Raw genomic sequence first — 20,032 nt, forward strand, 5'->3', positions numbered from 1 at the left:
AACTCCAAGATCGCCACCGTCCAAAAACGCGCTTGTGGCTATCGCAACCCAGACAATTTCAAGATCGCTGTCTATTTCCACTGTGGTGGCCTCAACCTCTATCCCGCTACCGTGACCCACACAAAAGTCGGATGAATCATACAAAAAGGGTTTGGCTTGTACCTGGCGCGTTTTCCGTCATTTACTCTTATTTACGGCACTTTTGCCACCGTCCCGATTTTTCTGCTATGGCTGTACCTGTCGTGGGCCGTGGTACTGCTGGGGGCGTTGGTTGCCGCGACGCTACCCGAGTTCAGGAGGAGTACTTGCTAGCCTGACAGGCTCAATGGAGAAAACTGCGATCTGGCTATTTTGCTCGTCAAGACGGGTTCTTGTGACCTCACGCACCTTGATGTTTTCCTTTTCGACAATAAGAACGAGTCTAGTGGGTTGATCCTCCAATGATCCGGAAGGGACAACCAGCATTTCAGTTGAGCGCAGTTCCCTGATGGCGGGAAGGATGAGTACGGAGAGATGGGTGTGCTCGCTGTTGTGTGAGGGTAGTGCGAGGCGGGCAGACACCGCGCGCGTCGCCAGGATCTGAAGTCCGAGTTCAAGATGTTCCTGGTTTTCGGACAGTGCCCAGCGAACGATGCAAATTTGCCAGTTCTTTCCGGAATCGGTCCGGATGGCGGTGATATCTCCGACGGATATGCCGCCGATTTTGCCTGAAACGTGCATGAACGCGTAGCCGTCCGGACTTTCGTTGGTAATCATCCAGCTTGAGGTTTCGATGGTTGCCGCCTTGCCATCCTGAAACAGGCGCCACAGGCTATCCAGTCCGGAACACAGGGTCGCGCGGTAATTCTGTCGGCGGCGGGGATAACGGCGCTTTCCTGGATCGCCCCAATAGGTAACAAGACGTTGCAGCACGCCGCGCCCGGCGGGCGTTTCGGCAAAATCCGGCAGTTTGATCTGCTCTGCGCTGGCGCCGGCATCAAGCTCGGCGAGTTGTTCCTTGAGCCGCGCAGCAAGTCGGGCACAGGAGAAGTAGTGGACTGGGGTATCGGGCGGCGCCGTTTTTCGAGAGCAGGCAAATGCCGCTGCATCTTGCGTTGGGTCAATCCAGAATACTTCGGGAGCTTGGCCTGCGGCCTTGTCGGCTGGGCTGACTCCATCAGAAAAAAGCGCCAGATAGGCCGCAACAAAATTGACTTCGCGCGAGGTGAACGACGCAGGTTGGGCGCAATCGAGCAGGATCGCTGAGTAATATACATTCTGCAGAGTGCTGGCAACGCCCTCTGGCGTATCACCGGCGAGTTCAAGGTGACGGGCTATTTCATAGGTCTGATGCAATTGCCGCCAGATGCCGACAGCCGCTGGAGAGGCCGCTAGGTTGCTGATCAGCAGGTGTTGGGCGAGGGTGTGCAGACTTCGCCAGAGGGCAAGTCCTGCTTCCTGGCGCAGGCCGGCAGCAGAGTGGTCGTCCTTTAGGCTTAGGGTGGTCAGAAAATCTTCCGCTAGGGCTTGTAATAAAACCTGTAGGCTGCGTATTAGCTGCCTGGTTTTTCTCGGAATGGGTATGAGGAGAACCGCGTCGGCCAGTGAGCCGAGCAAGGCGGTGACCGTTGACATGCTGCGCTCGTACAGGCGCTCCAGGATCGAGGCGCGTTGCTGAAGAGAGACCTGGCTGGTGCGCAAGGTCGCCAGTTGCCGGTGCAGGCAAGCAAGTTCGTCTGCGGCATTTGGCAGCGGTGGCGAATCTAGCCAGTCTAAAAGCGAAGGCATGCTCGCCTGCGGGAGGGCAGAGGCTTTTCTGCGTCTTGAAGGCAAAAGCGAATAGGTCATAGCATTGGGTCTGAATGAAATTTAGTAACTACTAGGTACATGGCACGCCTTGTGTCTTCGACCAGTCGTTCGGACTAGTGCAGGATTACGATCAATTATGCTGGTGTGGAGTCACTTAATGAAATCACCACGCACGGCTTGGCATCACGATCGACCTATGCGATCAACGCAATGGTACCGGTATGCCGTGGCACCTGTGCCTCGTCAGCCTTTGGCTCGCGCAGGTAAGGCACGATCAAGCGGTGCCAGTTCCCCTCCGCTTGTAGCTCGCCGAGCACGCAATACAGGCCCCAGAAGAGTCGGCTCAACGCCAGCGAGCTGGGCGGCACATAGATATTCTCTTGATGCAGTTGGTGTTTGACAAGCGCATCCATAACTTCCTGGGCATATTCCGGCGTAAAGCGGAAGGGTCGATCGTCGAGCCATGCCCGATAAATCGTGCTGCGATAAGAAGTGAGAAGCGCCTGATGGTCGAAAACGTTCGGACTTCGGTTTAGCCCCAGCTTTTCATTGGCCGCGATGAATTGGACGAGGTCATCGTCCATGGCCGCTACGGTTTGTCGCCGCAGCAGCTCAACGTAGTTGTCGTTCCAACGTTCGCAAAACCCGAAATCTAAAATACACACCTTGCCATCTGTGAAAAGAAAGTTTCCGGGATGGGGATCTGCGTGAAAAATGCCGTGGCGATACACCGACCGAGCAACAAAATGCCAGATGGCCAGACCCGCCCGGTTCCGTTCAGCTTGCGACGCTGTCAGTCGGAATTCGTCGAACCGCTGTCCGTCGATATATTCCATAGTTAGAACCGATTCAGAGCAATTTTCTCGAAATACTTCGGGAATCAGGATATCGGGTTCGTTCGGGAACAAACTCCGAATCGTCTGTTGGTACTCCCCCTCACGGCGAAAATCCATTTCCGTCTCGACCAGCCCACGGAATCTAGCGAAGACCTCGTGCAGATTGCGCACCCCGGTCAGATAACGAAGGAGCGGCAGCAGAGCGCGAAGAGCGGCTAGATCCGTTCGGACAATCTGCGGAACGCCGGGGTAACGCACTTTCACAGCAACCCTGCGGCCGTCCGGAAGGCGGGCCAAGTGCACTTGGCCCATGCTGGCAGATGCCATAGGCTTTTCGTTCCATTCCGAGAACAGCTCAGAGATGGGCAGACCGAGATCCCGTTCAATCACCGCAGCCATAGACTCTGCCGCAACGGGCGATGAAATCTGCTGAAGGACTCGGATCGTTCGGCGAAAGCTCGGTGGAAGACCCGCGCTCATGTAACTGAGGGATTGGCCGATTTTCATCAGTGGGCCCTTCAGGGGACCGACATCCTCGACAAAAATTTTCCCTAGGCGGTGCGCAAGGTCTTCCCGCGCAGCTTCTGCGGTGAGGGGCCTTAGAGCCAAGGACGCGCGATAGCGGAAAAGGGCCCATCCCACCTCGGCCAAAATCTTTCCGATGACCGCCAAGCGCAAGAGAAGGTGGGACTGCACCTTGGCCAATATCGGCAGGAAGGCAAACTCCTCCATACGAAGATCGGCAGTGGTCAAAAACCACATGCGGGGTTCGTAGTCCCCGCCGTCGTCTATCTCTTTGTATAAGCGTTCGAAAAGCTCGGCGTACTTGTCCTCGATTTCTCGGCGCTTCAACTTGAGATTTGCCGTAATTTCCCCGTCGATCACGCTGAAGCCCTTGTTCAGTATCAGAAAACCCACGGGCCGGCGGAATGTCGGAATGGAATCGAGGCACCGCTTGATTCCCGCTACGATGAATTCTCGTATTTCCGGCAGAAGACCGTCGCCATGAATGTCCACTGCTCGCCCCGCTGTGTGCGACATCTGCGCAGCCACGGCGGCGAGATCCAGCGTTAGCAACGCCGCCGGCCACTGCCGACCGGAGCCGAGAACGATCGCCTGGTCCACGAAAGGGGCTGCCCGCAGCGCATCTTCAATGGGGAGCGGCGCGATACGCTGTCCCCGGGACGTTTTGAAGATGTCGGATTTCCGGCCGACCAAGTAAAGAAACCCATCGGCATCCATTTGCGCCAGGTCGCCGGTCGCGTAGTAGCCTTCTTGAAAGGGCGTTTCCCCCGATGGACCATTCAGATATCCGGCAAAAAGGCCAGGGCCCTTGACCAGCACCTGTCCATCGTTGCCTATCGTCACCTCGTTGGGTGGCAAGGGGAGCCCCGCCGAGCCCAATCTAAAATGTTGTACCCGATTGCTGGCGATCGGGATCACGTTTTCGCTGGTACCGTAGGCTTCCAAAATGAGAAGGCCAAGGCCGTGAAAAAATTCCAACAGGTGCAGGCTCAAGGGTGCTGACCCGGAGATCATGAACTTGATCTCGCCTCCCATCGCTTGTCGGAAGCGGCGTAGCACCACCGTATCCACAATTTTCTGAAGCGGCAAAAGGAAAAACCGCCAGGGACTCCTTCGCCGACGCAGTGAAGCGTAATACCGTCCTTCCGCCAACGCCGCATGAAGAAACCACCGCAAAAAAGTTGGCTCCCCCCGTATCGATTTCATGATGCCCGCATGGAGTTTTTCATAGAACCGCGGCACGGACACGAACACATCAGGCTGAATCTTGGGCAGCAGATCCATCACCTGGGTAGGCTGTTCCACGAAATGAACGGTGCCTCCTGCCATCAGGGTACAGAGGTCCAGTATCCGTTGAAACAGGTGGACGAGAGGCAGCCAGCAAAGAGTCTTCATGCCGGGCTGGATTTCCGGGAAGGCGTCAAGAATGGCTCGGCAGGCAAGAACAATCTGATACTGCGTATAGCAAATTCCTTTGGGCTCTCCGGTAGTCCCCGACGTGTAGACGATGGTCGCGAGGCTATGTGGCGAAGGCAGAGGGCGAGCCCAGGACTTACCCCGTCGGCGGGTCGTCATTTCTTCCAATGTTTTGCCCGGTTCGTCCGCAACTGCGGGACCGAAATAAGCCAAAAACTTGAGCGGAAGGGAAAGAAGCTCGGAATGTTTTACCGCCAGTTCTGGCCCATCCAGCCAAAGCGCCCGTATTCCTGACTGCGTGGCAATGTTTAGGACGCGTTCAGACTGGTCATAGGGATCCAGGCCGACCACAGCACACCCTGCCAAGAGCGTGGCGAGATGGACCAGTTCCCAAGCGTATTGAGAAGGCGCCAAGATGCCCACGCACTCGCCAGACTCCAACCCTTCTTCTCGCAGAACAATTGCCAGTGACTGGCAATCACGCCAAAACTCACCCCAGGTCACCTGCGAAACCTGCCCCTGACTCCAGCCATGCACATAGGCGATTAGGTTGGGCGTTTCCTCCGCGCGTCGACGTAGACGGTCGACAATGCTCTCCGGGGCAGGCGAGGCCGGTTGTGCTACCACAGCCCACCCAGACGGAATAGCCATTGGATTTTTTGGAAAACTGCTTGGTTGGCCAGAGAAAGGTGGTCGTACTCCCTGGCTATGGCCCGTTGCGCAGAGGGTGGCAGGGCGACACTCTTGGTCTTGAGGACGTAGAGAAAGCGGGCGGGGAAAGTCGTATGAAGTTTCGTTTCCGGCAGGAACTCCCGTCGCAGGGCCTCAATATCGTCTCGGAAATAGGCGGCACGTAAGCTGTTGAGCGAATCTTCTAGATACACGCCTGGCGCGCCGCGATTTTCCGTTTCAGCGATAAAACGGATGCTTCGCTCGGATTTCAAGTGGCAGAGATCCCCAAAGAAAATCGCCCCCTGAGGCGGCAGGTTTTGCCTGACCGCGAGAAACAAGCCTCGCAAAATTTCGATTCCTGGCAGGTGGTGCATTGAGAACGTGCACAGAAACCCGTCCGCTCCTTTTGCCTCCGGAAAATCTAAACGGCAAATATCACCTTTCACCAAACGGACATTGGTCAGACCCAACGGGCGTATGTGCCCCTCAGCCTCTTCCAGCATTTTTTCGGAAAGATCGACGCCAATAAATTCTATCTCTGGGTTGAGTTGCGCCACGATCGCCAAGACGCCTCCCGAGCCGCAGGCCAAATCCAAGACCTTGCGCCGGCCTTGAATCGTCCGGGTGATATGTAGAGCGAAGAAAACATGCATGGCGCTAAGCGCAAAGCGTTCGGCTGCTTCGCGGTAGGCCTTCGCTTCGTCCGTATCGTCCATCACAGACCAAGGCTCTGAGAGGCGGGTCGCCGTACGCGGACACACGAGTTCGAGCACCATATGCGCTGCCGCGCTGAAGTCCGAAGCTTGAAGTTTCATCGGGGACAAAGGAGATGTCGGCTAAAGACGACTCACGGGAGAAAGGATAAAGAATAGGAAACTAAATTCCATTTCCACCTCCGGGGAGTATCCGACGTCATCAAATCGTGGTCAAGCATAAACTTGACGCAGGGATTAAATATCAGCTTGTTTTTTCGTGCTTTCTTGTTATAATTCCGCCCCTTTTCTGAATTTGGAATCGATCCTATGGTTGTTATTCGGCTGGCCCGTGGTGGTGCGAAAAAGCGCCCCTTCTACAATATGGTTGTGGCTGATTCACGCACCCGTCGTGATGGTCGCTTTATTGAACGGATTGGCTTCTACAATCCGATTGCCACGGACAAGGAAGAGGGGCTGCGCATCGCTTCTGATCGCTTGAGCTACTGGCAGCAGCAGGGTGCGCAACTGTCGCCGACGGTCGCCCGCCTGGTCAAGCAGTCCGGCGCCAAGGTTGCAGCCTGATCGCTCGTTGGACCGTTTGTTAGGCACATCCTTGCCAGAGTCTGCCGGTTCAGTACTGCCTGCCGATATCATTGTTCTGGGTAAGATCGTAGGCCCTTATGGCCTGCGTGGTGCGGTCAAGGTACATCCTTTCGCCGACGATCCCATGGTCTGGGCCAAGCTCCCGCGGTGGTGGGTTGGTCAGGAGGGTATTGCCCCCGAACGCTGGCGCCAGACGCGTTTGCTCGGGTGCAAGGCACACGGCGATGTGTTGATCGCGGAACTGGAGTGTCTGGCCGATCGCAATGCCGCCGAGGCTGTGCACGGGGCGCTGGTCGGAGCGCCGCGCGCAGCGCTGCCGCCGGCAGCCAAAAATGAGTATTACTGGGCCGATCTGATCGGCCTTGAAGTGAAAAATACTAGGGATCAGTCGTTGGGCAGGGTGCTTGGTCTGATCGAAACGCCGGCCAACGCCGTGTTGCGAGTTGGCAGTGGTGAGCAAGCCGAGCAACTGCTGCCTTTTGTTGCAGCGGTCGTACTTGACGTCGACCTGGCGGCAGGCACGGTTCGCGTTGATTGGGAAGCGCACTGGTGACGCTGCAACTGCGGAAAGAATGCTTCACTGTCGATGTGGTGACGCTGTTTCCCGAAATGTTTGTTGCGCTATCGCATTCGGGCGTGACTCGGCGGGCGCTGGAAGAAGGGCGCTGGAGTCTGGATTGCTGCAATCCGCGTGATTTTACGCAGGACAATCATCGTACCGTTGATGATCGGCCCTACGGCGGCGGGCCGGGAATGGTGATGCTGGCGGCACCGCTGGCAGCAGCGATTGCGGCGGCCAAGGCGAGGCAAGCAACAGCAAATGTGGGGAGGAGTCGGGTGCTTTGTCTCTCGCCGCAGGGGGTGCCGCTGACGCACCAGCGGGTGATGCGCTTTGTGCAGGATGCGGTGCAGGGCGAAGAAGGTTTGATTTTGCTTTGCGGGCGTTACGAAGGAATCGACGAGCGGTTGATCGAGCGCTGCGTTGATGAAGAAATTTCGATCGGGGATTTCGTGCTTTCGGGTGGCGAGATTCCGGCGATGGCCTTGCTGGATGCCGTCGTCAGGCAGTTGCCGGGTGTCTTGAACGACGCTGAATCGGCAACACAGGATTCGTTTGTCGCGGGTTTGCTAGATTGCCCGCACTTTACGCGGCCGGAGGATTACGAAGGCCAGCGGGTGCCGGATGTGCTGTTGTCCGGTCACCACGAGCAGATTCGTCGTTGGCGTCTGAAACAGGCGTTGGGGCGGACGTGGCAGCGACGCCCCGATTTGTTGGCTGGGCGTTCGCTGTCGAAAGAGGAAACGCAACTCCTGGTGCAGTTTCAGGAGCAATGCGGTCAGGATAATAAAACGTAATGTTTGTAAAACGGAGTTAAAAAATGAATCTGATCGAGCAACTTGAGCAAGAAGAAATCGCCCGTCTGGGCAAGACCATCCCGGCTTTTGCGCCAGGTGACACCGTAGTCGTCCAGGTCAAGGTCAAGGAAGGTGTGCGCGAGCGTCTGCAGGCCTACGAAGGCGTGGTGATTGCCAAGCGTAACCGTGGCCTCAATTCCAGTTTCATTGTGCGCAAAATTTCGTCCGGTGAAGGCGTCGAACGTACTTTCCAGACGTATTCGCCGCTGGTCGCTGCCATTGAAATCAAGCGTCGTGGGGATGTGCGTCGGGCCAAACTGTATTATCTGCGTGAGCGCTCGGGCAAGTCGGCGCGGATCAAGGAAAAGCTGACACGCAGACAGAAGGACTGAGCCAGTCTCATTCCGAAAAAACGGGGCAGCGCCGAAAGACGCTGCCCCGTTGTTTTTGGCGCTGGCGGGATGTCGGGCTCAGACCGGCCTGGTTTTCTGGTTTTCGATCAGGGCGTAGGCCGAGTGGTTGTGGATCGACTCGAAATTTTCGGATTCGACCACGTAGGAATAGATGCGCGGCTCGGCGGTGAGGCGGGCAGCCACATCGCGCACCATGTCCTCGACGAATTTCGGGTTGTCGTAGGCGCGTTCAGTGACGTATTTTTCGTCTGGGCGCTTGAGCAGGCCGTAAAGCTCGCAGGAGGCTTCTGCCTCGACCAGTTGAACAATCTCCTCAATCCACAGGTGATCGTTGATCCTGGCGCTGACGGTGACGTGTGAGCGCTGGTTGTGCGCACCTCGTTCGGAGATTTTCTTGGAGCAGGGACAAAGGCTGGTTACCGGAACGACAACCTTGATCGTCGACGCGATTTCGCCGTGGCAAATATCGCCAATCAGCGTAACGTCGTAGTCCATCAGGCTTTGTACGCCGGATACTGGTGCCGCCTTGTTGATGAAATACGGGAAATTCATTTCAATGTGTCCGGTTTCAGCCTCCAGCTTTTCGATCATCTCGCGCAGCATGATCGGGAAATTTTCGACCGAGATTTCACGTTCGTGGCTGTTCAGAATTTCAACGAAACGCGACATGTGCGTGCCTTTGAAGTTGTGCGGCAGGCCGACGTACATATTGAACACGGCGATGGTGTGCTGGATTCCGCCCGACCGGTCAAGTACCTTGACCGGGTGCCGGATGGACTTGATGCCGACCCGGTTGATGGCGATCTGCCGGGTGTCGGCCTGATTCTGAACGTCGACCATGGCGACGGGGGTTTGCGGGGCGTGAGGTGCGTTCATCGCATTTCCTGATTTGAGCCGCTTGCTGGCGGCGTGCTGCCTTGATGAGCGCAGACCGCACGGACAATGCCGGCCTTGTCGAGACCGACTTCCGCCAGCAGCAGCGCTTGATCGCCATGATCGATGAAGCGGTCGGGAAGACCCATGCGCACGAACCGTACCGGGCTGAGAATTTCGTCCAGGACACGTGCGACTTCGGCGCCGGCGCCACCAATCAATGCGTTCTCTTCGACGCTGATCAGCAGCGAATGTTCCCGCGCCAGCTCAATAATCAGCTCGCGGTCGATGGGTTTGACAAAGCGCATGTTGGCCACCGTGGCGTCAAGCGCTTCAGCGGCCTCAAGTGCTGGCGTCAGCATGCTGCCAAAGGCCAGCAAGGCGACGCCCTTGCCGCGTCGGCGGATCTCGCCCTTGCCAATCGGCAGGTCGAGCAGCGCCTTCTGCGTTAGCACACCAGGACCGGTGCCACGCGGGTAGCGAACGGCGCTCGGACCGTTGATGCGGTAAGCGGTGGTCAGCATTTTCCGGCATTCCTCTTCGTCGGCAGGCGTCATCACGACCAGGTTCGGGATGCAGGTCAGGTAAGAGAGGTCGAAGGTGCCATGGTGTGTCGGGCCGTCGGCGCCGACCAGGCCACCGCGGTCAAGCGCAAAGAGCACTGGCAGATTCTGCAGGGCGACATCATGGATCAACTGGTCGTAGCCGCGCTGGAGGAATGTCGAGTAGATCGCCAGTACCGGGCGCATCCCCTCGCAGGCGAGACCGGCGGCAAAGGTGACAGCATGCTGCTCGGCGATGCCGACATCGAAATAGCGCTCGGGGAAGCGTTCAGCGAAGCGCATCATGCCCGAACCTTCACCCATGGCCGGGGTGATGCCGACCAGTTTAGGATCGGCGGCGGCCATGTCGCACAGCCAGTCGCCAAAGATTTGTGTGTAGCTTGGTTTGCCCCCTGTTTTTCCGCCTTCAATACCCACGTCCGGCTTGAATTTTGATACTCCGTGATAGAGGATAGGGTCAGCCTCGGCCAGCTTGTAGCCTTGGCCCTTGCGGGTGATGACGTGGAGGAACTGCGGCCCCTTGAGCTTGTGCAGGTTTTGCAGGGTGGGGACCAGTGAGTCAAGGTCATGGCCATCAATCGGGCCGATATAGTTGAAACCGAGTTCCTCAAACAGCGTTCCCGGGGTCAGCATGCCCTTGACGTGTTCCTCAACCCGGTTGGCGAACTCAAGCAGCGACGGGGAAACGCCCAACACTTTCTCGCCAGCCTTGCGCGCGGCATTGAAGGCGCTGCCCGAAAACAGTCGGGCGAGATACTTGTTGAGCGCGCCGACCGGTGCTGAGATCGACATGTCGTTGTCGTTGAGAATGACGAGAATGTCGGCGTCGGTGACGCCAGCGTTGTTCATGGCTTCGAAAGCCTGACCGGCGGACATGGCGCCGTCGCCGATGATGGCCACCGTCTGCCGTGCTTCGCCTTTGAGCTTGAAGGCCAAGGCCATGCCCAACGCGGCCGAGATCGAGGTCGATGAGTGTCCGACGCCGAAGGTGTCGTACTCGCTCTCGCTACGCTTGGGGAAGCCGGAAACGCCGCCGTGCGTGCGCAACCTGGCCATTCCCGCCCGACGCCCGCTGAGCACCTTGTGGGCATAGGTCTGGTGACCGACGTCCCAGACCAGCCGGTCGCGCGGGGTATCGAAGACGTAGTGCAGGGCGACGGTTAATTCAACCGTGCCGAGGTTGGACGAGAGGTGTCCTCCGGTCCTGGAGACTGATTCGACAAGGAAATTGCGCAATTCATCGGCAAGCTGCGGTAATTGTTTCCGATCCAGCTCGCGCAACTGAGCTGGGGTGCTGATGGTATCGAGCAGAGGATAGTAGGGAGTCATGGGTGTGCATCATTCAGCGTGAGCCATCGTTTCTGGCCGATGAGCGAGGCCAGGGTCATCGGCTAAAACTTGCGGTGGGTGATGAAATCAGTGAGTGCAATCAAGCGCTGGGCGTCTTTGCCAAAAATGGCGAGTGAGTCAAGTGCCTGGGTACTCAGGTTGTCAGCGAATTCACGGGCGCATTCCAGCCCCATCAGGCCGACATAGGTCGGTTTTTCAGCGGCGGCATCCTTGCCGGCAGTCTTGCCCAGCGTTGCCGTGTTCGCCGTGCAGTCCAGGATGTCATCAATGACCTGAAACAGCAAACCGGCGCGTTTTGCAAAGCGATCGAGCGCCATACCGGCCTCCTCGCTTAGTGGAGCCCCGCACAGCGCGCCAAGCATAACGGCGGCGCGGATCAACGCGCCGGTTTTGAGGGCGTGCATCAGTTCAAGTTCAGGCTGGTTCAAAGACTGACCGACCGCGGAGAGATCGATTGCCTGGCCGCCGGCCATGCCGCAGGAGCCGCTGGCGTGAGCCAGCAGGCGAACCATTTCAAGCTGGCGCTGGGGCGTCCCAATATCTGCGCGGGCGAGCAGTTCAAAAGCCAGGGCTTGCAGGCTGTCGCCGACCAGCAGGGCGGTGGCTTCATCGTATTCGACATGGCAGGTTGGTCGTCCGCGCCGCAGCACGTCGTCATCCATGCACGGCAGGTCGTCATGCACCAGGGAGTAGGCGTGGATCAGTTCAACCGCGCTGGCAACAATCTCCAGCCGCTCTGGCGACGCGCCGGTCAACTCGCCAGCGGCAAAAGCGAGCAGGGGACGAACCCGCTTTCCCGCCCCCAGGCAGACGTAGCGCATGGCTTGGTGCAGGCGCGCCGGAATCGCTTCTGCAGGTGGCAGCAGGCGTGACAGAGTGGCCTCGACCCGCCCCTGAACAGCATGCATCCAATCAGGAAATGGAGGAAAGGGCGCTTCCTGGCTGGTGTCGGAAAGAGATGCAATCACTGGGCTGCACCGTCATCGGCATCAAAGTCGCGCAGCGTGCCTTCCTCCAGAACCTGAATTTTGCGCTCTGCGTCACTGAGTTGCTGCTGGCAATGTTTGAGCAGTTCACTGCCGCGCCGGTAGGCAGATATCGATTCTTCGAGCGGCAGAAGGCCACCTTCCATGTGCTGGACAATCTGTTCAAGTTCGCTGAGCGCCGCTTCATACTTCATTTTGTGCGCCGCGGGTCTGGCCGGCGGCGAAGCACCGTTTTCGACCGGGTCGACAGTGTTGGATCGCACCATGGGGAAAGCTCAAGTCAAACGGGGTAAACTAGCCGAAGAATGGGCGCTCGGTCAATTGGAAAGCGATTAAAATGCCCTTTTCCATGAATTTGCCGTCTGACTTTACCGATGTTTGGAATGTCCGGCGTTGCACCTCCAACTCCCGACCAATACTCATGCAATCCTTGTGGATGATTGTGGCTAGCTTTCTTTTCGCCTGCATGGGCGTTTGTGTGAAGTTCGCCGCTGAATTTTTTTCGACCGCCGAAATCATTTTTTATCGCAGCGTCATTTCTCTGCTGTTGATGTTTTTCTTGGTTCGCCTGCGCGGTATCCCGATCGCCACCCCTCATTGGCGCTTTCAACTGGGGCGTAGTGCTAGCGGCTTTGTTTCCTTGCTGCTCTATTTTTATGCGCTTGCGATGCTTCCGCTGGCAACGGCGGTAACGCTGGCCTATACCTCGCCGCTGTTTCTGACGCTTTATTTGGCTTGGTTCAACAAGGTGCGCCTGCGTCCCGGAATGCTGGGGGCGCTGATTCTCGGTTTTGTCGGCGTCGTCCTGCTGCTGCACCCGACCTTTCGCGCCGACCAAATGCTTGGTGGCCTGATTGGTCTAGGCGGTGGAATGATCGCCGGGCTGGCTTATTACAACGTCAAAGAACTGGGCCAACGCGGTGAAGTCGAGGAACGGACCGTTTTTTATTTTTCCTTGTTTTCGACCGTCGCCAGCGCGATCTGGATGAGCTTTTTCGAGTTTCACCGCATCAATTTGCACGGCGGACTTCTCCTGCTTGGCGTTGCCGGCTTTGGTACTCTTGCCCAACTGACTATGACCCGTGCATACAAGCGGGGGCGGACTCTGATGGCCGCCAGTCTGGCCTATTCGACGGTGATCTTTGCCAGCATTTTCGGCATGTTGCTGTGGCAGGAAGCTCTTTCTTTCGGCGCCTGGTTGGCAATCGCGCTGATTGTCGCCAGCGGTATTGTCGCCACCATCTTTTCCCGCGCCAATCCTGCCGAGCAAGACTGATGCTACACTTCGAAGAACGTCAACGGAGAATGTCATGATTGTTACCCAGCATCAGCCCAAACGCGTTGAAGTCACGGTATACGGCGAGTTCACCCTGGCGGACTACAAAGAGTTTGAAGCCATGGTCAACGACAAGGTCAAGTTCGAGGGGGCCGTTGATCTACTTTTTGACCTGCGCGAGATGGCCGATTTCACCCTCGATGTGGCTTGGGAAGACATTGTCTTTGCTCGTGCCCATGCCAATGATTTCAGGCGGATCGCGGTTCTCACACGTAGCCAGTGGGTAGCCTGGAGCGCGTGGTTGTCGCAGATTTTCGTCCAGGCCGAAATGCGCGTTTTTGACGCCGAGAACGAGGCCCGTTCCTGGCTGGACGCCGGACAGGATGCCGTGTGAGTTCGTCCCCCCTGGTCTCTTGCGAGCTGCTGGCCAGCCATCTGAACGATCCGGGCTGGCGTGTCTTTGATTGTCGGCATCAGTTGTCGGATGTGGAATTCGGGACAAAAGCCTACGCCGAGGGGCACCTGCCGGGGGCTTTTTTCCTGCATCTGGACCGCGATCTTTCAGCGGCCATGACCGGCCGGAACGGACGCCATCCCTTGCCCGATCCGCAGGAGCTGGCCGCCAAGCTGGGTGCTGCCGGGGTTTCGCCGGCGACCCAGGTGGTCGTCTATGATGATGCCGGAGGCATGATCTCCGGGCGCTTGTGGTGGCTGCTGCGCTGGTTGGGGCATGATCGCGTTGCCGTGCTCGATGGCGGCATTGGTCAGTGGGTGGCGGAAGGCCGGCCGCTATCGACCGATCTGCCAAGTTCGGCCCCCGCTGTCTTTGCACAGACGATTGTCCCGCGTGACTGGGTGCTCAGCACCGAAACGGTACTGGCAAACATCGACAAGGGTGAGCTATGCCTGGTTGACGCCCGTTCTCCCGATCGGTTTCGTGGCGAGAACGAAACCCTGGATCCGGTCGGCGGCCACATTCCCGGTGCGCGCAACCGTTTCTTCCGTGACAACCTTGATGCCGAGGGCATGTTTCGCCCGGCCGCTGAGTTGCGCCGCGAATTTCTTGCCCTGCTCGCCGGTGTCGAGCCGGCGCAGGCGGTGATGCAATGTGGTTCTGGCGTCTCCGCCTGCCATAATTTGCTGGCCATGGAAATCGCCGGGCTGCACGGAGCAAAGCTGTATGCCGGATCGTGGAGCGAGTGGTGTAGCAACCCGGCGCGTCCGGTGGCGCGCTGAAGTTCAGGCGTATTTGGTCCCGGTTTGAGCAGCATTTCAAGCGCAGTGCTACAGGCTCGCGGCCAGGCGCGTGCCCTGGTCGATGGCGCGTTTGGCGTCCAGTTCGCTGGCGACGTCGGCGCCACCGATCAGCGACAGTGGCATACCGGCGGCACGCAAGCTGGCTTCGAGTTCGCGGCGCGGCTCCTGTCCGGCGCAGACCACTACCGTATCGACCGGCAGGCACCGTGCCTGTCCTCCGATGCGCAGGTGCAGGCCAGCGTCGTCGATGCGCTCGTAGCTAACGCCAGCGAGCATTTCTACTCCGCGCATCTTGAGCAGAGAGCGGCGAATCCAGCCGGTAGTCTTGGCTAGATCATTGCCGACCTTGGTGGTTTTCCGTTGCAGCAGCCAGACTTGTCGCGGTGACGTTTTCTTTTCCGGGCGTTTGAGGCCGCCGCGTGCGCTTAGTGTGGGGTCGATGCCCCATTCGGCCTGGAAGCGGTCAAGCTCGCTTTTATCATCGTTGGCGTGCGTCAACAACTCGCCGACATCGAAGCCGATGCCGCCAGCGCCGATGATCGCCACCCGATCGCCAGCCACCTGATGCCCTTCGATGAGGTCGATGTAGCTCACTACCTTGGCGTGATCGCTGCCAGGAATATCCAAGTGGCGCGGTACGATGCCGGTGGCTAACACAACGTAGTCATAAGCGCCTGGCGCGAGATCACCGGCGTTGACGCGCAGGCCGAGCCTGAGCGTGACACCGGCATTTTTCAGGCGGCGGTCGAAGTAGCGAAGTGTTTCGTTGAACTCTTCCTTGCCGGGAATGCAGCGAGCCAGATTGAATTGACCGCCGATGACTGTAGCGCTGTCATACAGGGTAACCCGGTGTCCGCGCTCGGCGGCGGTCGCAGCGCAGGCCATGCCGGCCGGGCCCGCGCCAACGACGGCGATGCGTTTTTGCGTGGCTGTTTGCGTGATGAGCAGTTCGGTTTCGTGGCAGGCACGTGGGTTGACCAGGCAGGAGGCCAGCGCGCCGGCAAAAATATTGTCGAGGCAGGCCTGGTTGCAGGCGATGCAGGTATTGATCTCGTCCGCACGGCCGCTGGCTGCTTTGTTAACGAAGTCGGCGTCGGCGAGAAAGGGGCGGGCCATGGATACCATGTCGGCGCAGCCCGAGGCGAGGATTTTATCGGCAAGCTCGGGGGTGTTGATGCGATTGGTGGTGATCAGCGGAATCCCGACCTCGCCCATCAGGCGTTTGGTGACCCAGGCAAAGGCGGCGCGCGGCACCATGGTGGCGATGGTCGGGATGCGCGCTTCATGCCAGCCGATGCCGGTGTTGATCAGTGTTGCGCCGGCTGCTTCGATGGCTTTGGCGAGGGTCACCACCTCGTCCCAGGTGCTGCCTCCTTCGACCAGATCAAGCATCGACAGGCGGAAAATGATGATGAAGTTCGGGCCGGTCGCTGCGCGCACCCGGCGCACCGTCTCGACGGCGAAACGGATGCGGTTCTCGAAACAGCCACCCCACTCGTCGCTGCGCTGGTTGGTTTGCTGCGCGATGAACTGGTTGATCAGATAGCCTTCCGAGCCCATCAACTCGACGCCATCGTAGCCTGCCCTTTGCGCGAGGACGGCACAGTGGGCGTAGTCAGCGATGGTCTTGCGCACACCCCAGCGCGACAGGGCGCGTGGCGTGAAGCGATTGATCGGGGCGCGCAGTTTCGAAGGGGCTGCGGCCAGCGGGTGATACGCATAGCGCCCGGTGTGCAGGATTTGCAGGGCGATTTTTCCGCCTTCGGCATGGACGGCTTCGGTGACCAGACGGTGCTTGCTGACCTGCCATGGAAAACTAAACTGCGCGGCGCGCGGATAGCCGCGCCCCGAAATATTGGGTGAAAAGCCGCCGGTTACGATCAGCCCGACGCCCCCCCGGGCGCGTTCGGCGAAGAAGGCGGCGAGGCGGGGGAAACCATCGGGCGCTTCTTCAAGGCCGGTATGCATGGAACCCATCAGCACGCGGTTCTTCAAGGTCGTGAAACCAAGGTCGAGTGGTGCGAGCAGGTGCGGATAGGCATCGAGAGTCATTCTGACGGTCCCCTGAAGGATGATGTTGCCGAAAGCTGACGTTCCAGCGCCCAGTTTACGTGCTCGCGTACCAGCGCTGAAGGATGATCGAGGCGCGCTCTGAGGGCGGCCAGAATCGTTGGTGAACCGACTGCGTTACCGAGCCCGACGGCGATGTTGCGCAGCCAGCGCTGGTGCCCGATGCGTCGAATCGGGCTACCGGCCAGCCGGCTTTCGAATTCCGCCTCGCTCCAGGCGAAGAGTTCGGTCAGAGGCGCTGCATCCAGGCCATTACGCACGGCAAAGTCAGGATCTCCGACTTGGGCCAGACGGTTCCATGGGCAGCACAACTGGCAATCGTCGCAGCCGTAGATGCGGTTACCGATCAGTGGACGCAGTTCGACCGGAATGGCGCCAGGCAACTCGATGGTCAGATAGGAAATGCATAGCCGGGCATCGACCTGGTAGGGTGCGACGATGGCAGCGGTCGGGCAGGCGTCGAGACAACGCACACAGCGACCGCAGTGTTCGCCGATTGGCGCGTCCGGCGGCAAGGGCAGGGTGCTGTAGATTTCGCCGAGAAAGTGCCAGGATCCCGCTCGGGTCAGCGACAGGCTGTGCTTCCCGCGCCAGGCGATGCCGGACTGGCGGGCGAACTCAACCTCCATGACCGGCGCCGAATCGGAAAAAACACGGTAACCATAGGGTGAGTCGGCTTTGTCAGAGGCGATACTCCTGCTGATGCGTTCGGCAAGTTTCTGCAGCCGCAGGCGAATCGTTTTGTGGTAATCGCGGCCGAGGGCATACCGGGAGATGAAGCCCAGCTCGCTGTTAGCGAGCACTGACTCAGCCTCGGCAGCCTGTGGAAAATAGGGGAGTCGCGCCGATATTACCGACAACGTAGCGGGCATCAGGGTGGTCGGATGGGCGCGCAGGGCAGCGTGTTTGGCCATATAATGCATTTCGCCGTGGCGGCCCAGTTCAAGCCAGCGTAATAGTTCGGGGCTGGCGGCGGAAACATCGGCGCTGGCGATGCCAAGCTCGGCAAAGCCCAGTTCCTTTCCCCAGATTTTGATTTTTTTGACCAGCGCGACAAAGTCGACCTGGCCCCAGGCGGCCCCAGGCAGCGCATCCATATCGGAGTTCTTCTCGTGCATAGCCTGCATCATAGCCCTGTTCATGCCCCGTCAACGCTGACGCTGTGCCTACCCGATGAGGCGGCAACCCTAGACCTCGGACGCCAACTGGCGCCATTGCTGGCTCCCGGCACGGTCGTCTGGCTTGAAGGCGACCTTGGCGCCGGCAAAACGACCCTGGCGCGCGCCCTGCTGCGCGGGCTGGGCCATGATGGCCCGGTGAAAAGCCCGACCTACACACTGGTTGAAGTTTACGTAGTTTCGAGCATATACTGGTATCACTTTGATTTTTATCGTTTCAATGAGCCAACAGAGTTTGAAGATGCCGGTCTTGGCGAGTATTTTCGGAATAATTCCGTGTGCCTGGTCGAGTGGCCTGAGAAGGCTGCCAACCATGTACCGTCGGCCGATCTCGCCCTCGTCTTTCGCTTTGCAGCGCAAGCGCCGGAGTCCGGACGTATTCTCGACCTGGTCGCCCATAGCGAGGCCGGGCGGAAATGTCTGAGCCAACTGATAAGCCGCATGCCGGGCGCCGGGACCTAATCAAGTTCGCCGGGGCCTCGCTGCTGTTGCTGGTCAGCCCGGTCGGGCGCGCCGCCACTGATCGCAGTCCGGGAATTCTCGCTGTTCGCGTCTGGCCGGCTGCCGATTACACGCGGGTGGCCATTGAACACTCTGCGCCCTTGAAGTTCTCGCACTTCATGGTCAAGAACCCGGAACGTCTGGTTGTCGATCTCGAGGGCATCGAGTTCAACAGCGTGCTGGAAGGGCTGGCCAACAAGATTGCGCCGGACGACCCCAATATCAAACTGTTGCGCGCCGGTCGCTTCAAGCCAGGCGTTGTACGGCTGGTGATGGAACTGAAAAATGAAGTCAAGCCGCAGGTCTTCGTGCTGCCGCCAGTGGGCGAGTATGGCCATCGCCTGGTACTCGACGTCTATCCGCTGGAACCGCCGGACTCCCTGCTCCAGTTGCTCGAAAAAATGCCGGAGCAAAGCGCCGCAATCAAGGTAGAACGGCCACGCCAGGGCAAGCCGGTGGTTGATCGGCTGGTTACTATCACTCTCGATCCCGGACATGGCGGTGAAGATCCGGGCGCTGTCGGTCGAGGCGGCAGCTATGAAAAGCACGTGACGCTGGCTGTCGCCAAACGCCTGAAGGCGAAAATTGACGCCGAGCCCAATATGCGTGCGGTACTTACCCGTGACACCGACTTTTTTGTGCCGCTGCACATGCGCGTGCAGAAAGCGCGTCGCATTCAGTCAGACCTGTTCGTGTCGATTCACGCCGATGCTTTTACACAGCCCGATGCCAATGGTTCATCGGTCTTCGCCTTGTCGGAGAGCGGAGCGTCGAGTTCGGCAGCACGCTATCTGGCACAAAAGGAAAACGCCGCCGATCTGGTCGGCGGCGTTAATATCGCCGTCCGCGACCCCATGCTGGCGCGCACCCTGCTCGATTTGTCACAAACAGCAACGATCAGCGACAGCCTGAAACTGGGCAAGGCTGTGCTCGGAGCGATCGGCGGCATCAACCGCCTGCACAAGGCGAGTGTCGAACAGGCCGGTTTCGCGGTGCTCAAGGCGCCGGATATCCCGTCCATCCTGATTGAAACGGCCTTTATCTCCAATCCGGAGGAAGAAAGGCGCCTGAACGATGACGCCTATCAGGACAAGATGGCTGAGGCCATCATCTCGGGCATTCGCAAATACTTTTCCAATAATCCGCCATTGGCTAAGTCCAAGTTGGCACGCCTGGATTAGAAGCATCCGCACAGGCCCTCAGAGAGCACGGCGTGGCGTAAATAGTTTGTGAAATATCAGCCGGCACTGCTAAAATCCTGACCCTGCACTCGCCCGATGGCTTGCAGAGCCGCTGTAGCTCAGTTGGTAGAGCAGCGCATTCGTAATGCGAAGGTCGCCAGTTCGATTCCGGCCAGCGGCACCAGTAAATATAAACACTTAGCCTTGGTCACAAGCCGGGGCTTTTTGTTGTCCGGCGTCCGTGTAGGCGCTGTGTCGATTTTGACGCGTTTTGTTTACCCCTACAAGCCAAACGCCTTGATACCGCTTGGTTACAGCGATTTTACTGTTTCATGAGGATGGCTACAGGGGATTAGAGCTTAACGCCCAGCAAATCGAGGATACGCTGTTGATCGTTGTCGGGCTGGGTCACTTGATCGAACTCGGTATTGGCGATTTTCACCCGCTGAATCCGAATCGATCCACCACCGCCTTGAACGTCCATTGACGCGCC

The 20,032-nt window shown here is 58.5% G+C and carries 19 protein-coding genes and 1 tRNA gene; 11 read left to right on the plus strand and 9 right to left on the minus strand.

Annotated elements, in window-relative coordinates:
• Positions 1-156: 156 nt before the first annotated feature.
• Positions 157-312 carry a YhjD/YihY/BrkB family envelope integrity protein gene (locus tag Q1J43_RS01125; RefSeq protein ID WP_301100449.1) on the plus strand — a complete coding sequence of 52 codons (156 nt, stop codon included), beginning with the start codon at positions 157-159 and terminating at the stop codon, positions 310-312.
• Here Q1J43_RS01125 and Q1J43_RS01130 read toward each other — a convergent pair.
• From Q1J43_RS01130 to Q1J43_RS01140, 3 genes are all read right to left on the minus strand, one after another.
• The gene (locus tag Q1J43_RS01130) at positions 283-1,767 is read right to left on the minus strand and encodes a hypothetical protein (protein ID WP_301100450.1); all 1,485 of its coding nucleotides are present in this window, start codon (positions 1,765-1,767) and stop codon (positions 283-285) included. The two genes, Q1J43_RS01125 and Q1J43_RS01130, sit on opposite strands and share 30 nt — an antisense overlap.
• 215 nt (positions 1,768-1,982) lie before the next feature.
• Entirely contained in the window at positions 1,983-5,216 is a 3,234-nt protein-coding gene (locus Q1J43_RS01135) for an AarF/UbiB family protein (RefSeq protein WP_301100451.1), read from the minus strand.
• Positions 5,186-5,953: a class I SAM-dependent methyltransferase gene (locus Q1J43_RS01140; RefSeq protein ID WP_301100452.1), complete on the minus strand. Its 768-nt coding sequence runs from the start codon at positions 5,951-5,953 to the stop codon at positions 5,186-5,188. The genes Q1J43_RS01135 and Q1J43_RS01140 overlap by 31 nt, the downstream gene beginning before the upstream one ends.
• A gap of 306 nt (positions 5,954-6,259) precedes the next feature.
• On the opposite strand from Q1J43_RS01140, the gene rpsP reads away from it, so the two are divergent.
• Genes rpsP through rplS form a run of 4 tightly spaced genes read left to right on the plus strand, consistent with a single transcriptional unit; the run spans position 6,260 to position 8,283 of the window.
• Positions 6,260-6,514 (plus strand): 30S ribosomal protein S16, encoded by a 255-nt coding sequence (rpsP, locus tag Q1J43_RS01145; protein WP_301100453.1) that lies wholly within the window; start codon positions 6,260-6,262, stop codon positions 6,512-6,514.
• A gap of 7 nt (positions 6,515-6,521) precedes the next feature.
• The gene (gene rimM, locus Q1J43_RS01150; RefSeq protein WP_366141814.1) at positions 6,522-7,088 is read left to right on the plus strand and encodes a ribosome maturation factor RimM; all 567 of its coding nucleotides are present in this window, start codon (positions 6,522-6,524) and stop codon (positions 7,086-7,088) included.
• Positions 7,085-7,891 (plus strand): tRNA (guanosine(37)-N1)-methyltransferase TrmD, encoded by an 807-nt coding sequence (gene trmD / locus Q1J43_RS01155; RefSeq protein WP_301100454.1) that lies wholly within the window; start codon positions 7,085-7,087, stop codon positions 7,889-7,891. The genes rimM and trmD overlap by 4 nt, the downstream gene beginning before the upstream one ends.
• 23 nt (positions 7,892-7,914) lie before the next feature.
• A complete protein-coding gene (rplS, locus tag Q1J43_RS01160) occupies positions 7,915-8,283 on the plus strand; it encodes a 50S ribosomal protein L19 (RefSeq protein WP_301100455.1) in 369 nt (122 codons plus the stop codon).
• Between the two features lie 78 nt (positions 8,284-8,361).
• On the opposite strand, the gene folE2 is transcribed toward rplS, so the two are convergent.
• From folE2 to Q1J43_RS01180, 4 genes are all read right to left on the minus strand, one after another.
• Positions 8,362-9,180, minus strand: a complete 819-nt coding sequence (folE2, locus tag Q1J43_RS01165; protein WP_301100456.1) for a GTP cyclohydrolase FolE2 — start codon at positions 9,178-9,180, stop codon at positions 8,362-8,364.
• On the minus strand, positions 9,177-11,069 hold the full coding sequence (gene dxs, locus Q1J43_RS01170; RefSeq protein ID WP_301100457.1) for a 1-deoxy-D-xylulose-5-phosphate synthase: 1,893 nt from the start codon (positions 11,067-11,069) through the stop codon (positions 9,177-9,179). The genes folE2 and dxs overlap by 4 nt, the downstream gene beginning before the upstream one ends.
• Before the next feature lie 62 nt (positions 11,070-11,131).
• Positions 11,132-11,998, minus strand: coding sequence for a farnesyl diphosphate synthase (locus Q1J43_RS01175; RefSeq protein WP_301100464.1), 867 nt, complete (start codon positions 11,996-11,998; stop codon positions 11,132-11,134).
• A 56-nt stretch (positions 11,999-12,054) separates the two neighbouring features.
• Positions 12,055-12,270 carry an exodeoxyribonuclease VII small subunit gene (locus tag Q1J43_RS01180; RefSeq protein WP_301100465.1) on the minus strand — a complete coding sequence of 72 codons (216 nt, stop codon included), beginning with the start codon at positions 12,268-12,270 and terminating at the stop codon, positions 12,055-12,057.
• Between the two features lie 242 nt (positions 12,271-12,512).
• Here Q1J43_RS01180 and Q1J43_RS01185 point away from each other — a divergent pair, with 242 nt between their 5' ends.
• Genes Q1J43_RS01185 through Q1J43_RS01195 form a run of 3 tightly spaced genes read left to right on the plus strand, consistent with a single transcriptional unit; the run spans position 12,513 to position 14,588 of the window.
• Complete coding sequence (locus Q1J43_RS01185; protein WP_366141815.1) at positions 12,513-13,352, plus strand: DMT family transporter; 840 nt, start codon at positions 12,513-12,515, stop codon at positions 13,350-13,352.
• A gap of 34 nt (positions 13,353-13,386) precedes the next feature.
• A complete protein-coding gene (locus Q1J43_RS01190; protein ID WP_301100458.1) occupies positions 13,387-13,746 on the plus strand; it encodes an STAS/SEC14 domain-containing protein in 360 nt (119 codons plus the stop codon).
• Positions 13,743-14,588: a sulfurtransferase gene (locus tag Q1J43_RS01195; RefSeq protein ID WP_301100459.1), complete on the plus strand. Its 846-nt coding sequence runs from the start codon at positions 13,743-13,745 to the stop codon at positions 14,586-14,588. Before Q1J43_RS01190 ends, Q1J43_RS01195 begins: the two co-directional genes overlap by 4 nt.
• 48 nt (positions 14,589-14,636) lie before the next feature.
• Here Q1J43_RS01195 and Q1J43_RS01200 read toward each other — a convergent pair whose 3' ends face one another.
• Positions 14,637-16,661, minus strand: coding sequence for an NADPH-dependent 2,4-dienoyl-CoA reductase (locus tag Q1J43_RS01200; RefSeq protein WP_301100460.1), 2,025 nt, complete (start codon positions 16,659-16,661; stop codon positions 14,637-14,639).
• The gene (queG, locus tag Q1J43_RS01205) at positions 16,658-17,776 is read right to left on the minus strand and encodes a tRNA epoxyqueuosine(34) reductase QueG (protein WP_301100467.1); all 1,119 of its coding nucleotides are present in this window, start codon (positions 17,774-17,776) and stop codon (positions 16,658-16,660) included. Before queG ends, Q1J43_RS01200 begins: the two co-directional genes overlap by 4 nt.
• 15 nt (positions 17,777-17,791) lie before the next feature.
• Between queG and tsaE the strand changes: the two genes are divergently transcribed.
• From tsaE to Q1J43_RS01220, 3 genes are all read left to right on the plus strand, one after another.
• The gene (tsaE, locus tag Q1J43_RS01210) at positions 17,792-18,319 is read left to right on the plus strand and encodes a tRNA (adenosine(37)-N6)-threonylcarbamoyltransferase complex ATPase subunit type 1 TsaE (RefSeq protein WP_301100461.1); all 528 of its coding nucleotides are present in this window, start codon (positions 17,792-17,794) and stop codon (positions 18,317-18,319) included.
• Positions 18,274-19,539 carry an N-acetylmuramoyl-L-alanine amidase gene (locus Q1J43_RS01215; protein WP_301100462.1) on the plus strand — a complete coding sequence of 422 codons (1,266 nt, stop codon included), beginning with the start codon at positions 18,274-18,276 and terminating at the stop codon, positions 19,537-19,539. Before tsaE ends, Q1J43_RS01215 begins: the two co-directional genes overlap by 46 nt.
• A gap of 108 nt (positions 19,540-19,647) precedes the next feature.
• Positions 19,648-19,723: transfer RNA gene (locus Q1J43_RS01220), tRNA-Thr, on the plus strand.
• The last annotated feature ends 309 nt before the right edge of the window (positions 19,724-20,032 follow it).

The sequence above is a fragment of the Propionivibrio sp. genome, from assembly GCF_029255185.1.
GTDB lineage: Bacteria > Pseudomonadota > Gammaproteobacteria > Burkholderiales > Rhodocyclaceae > Propionivibrio.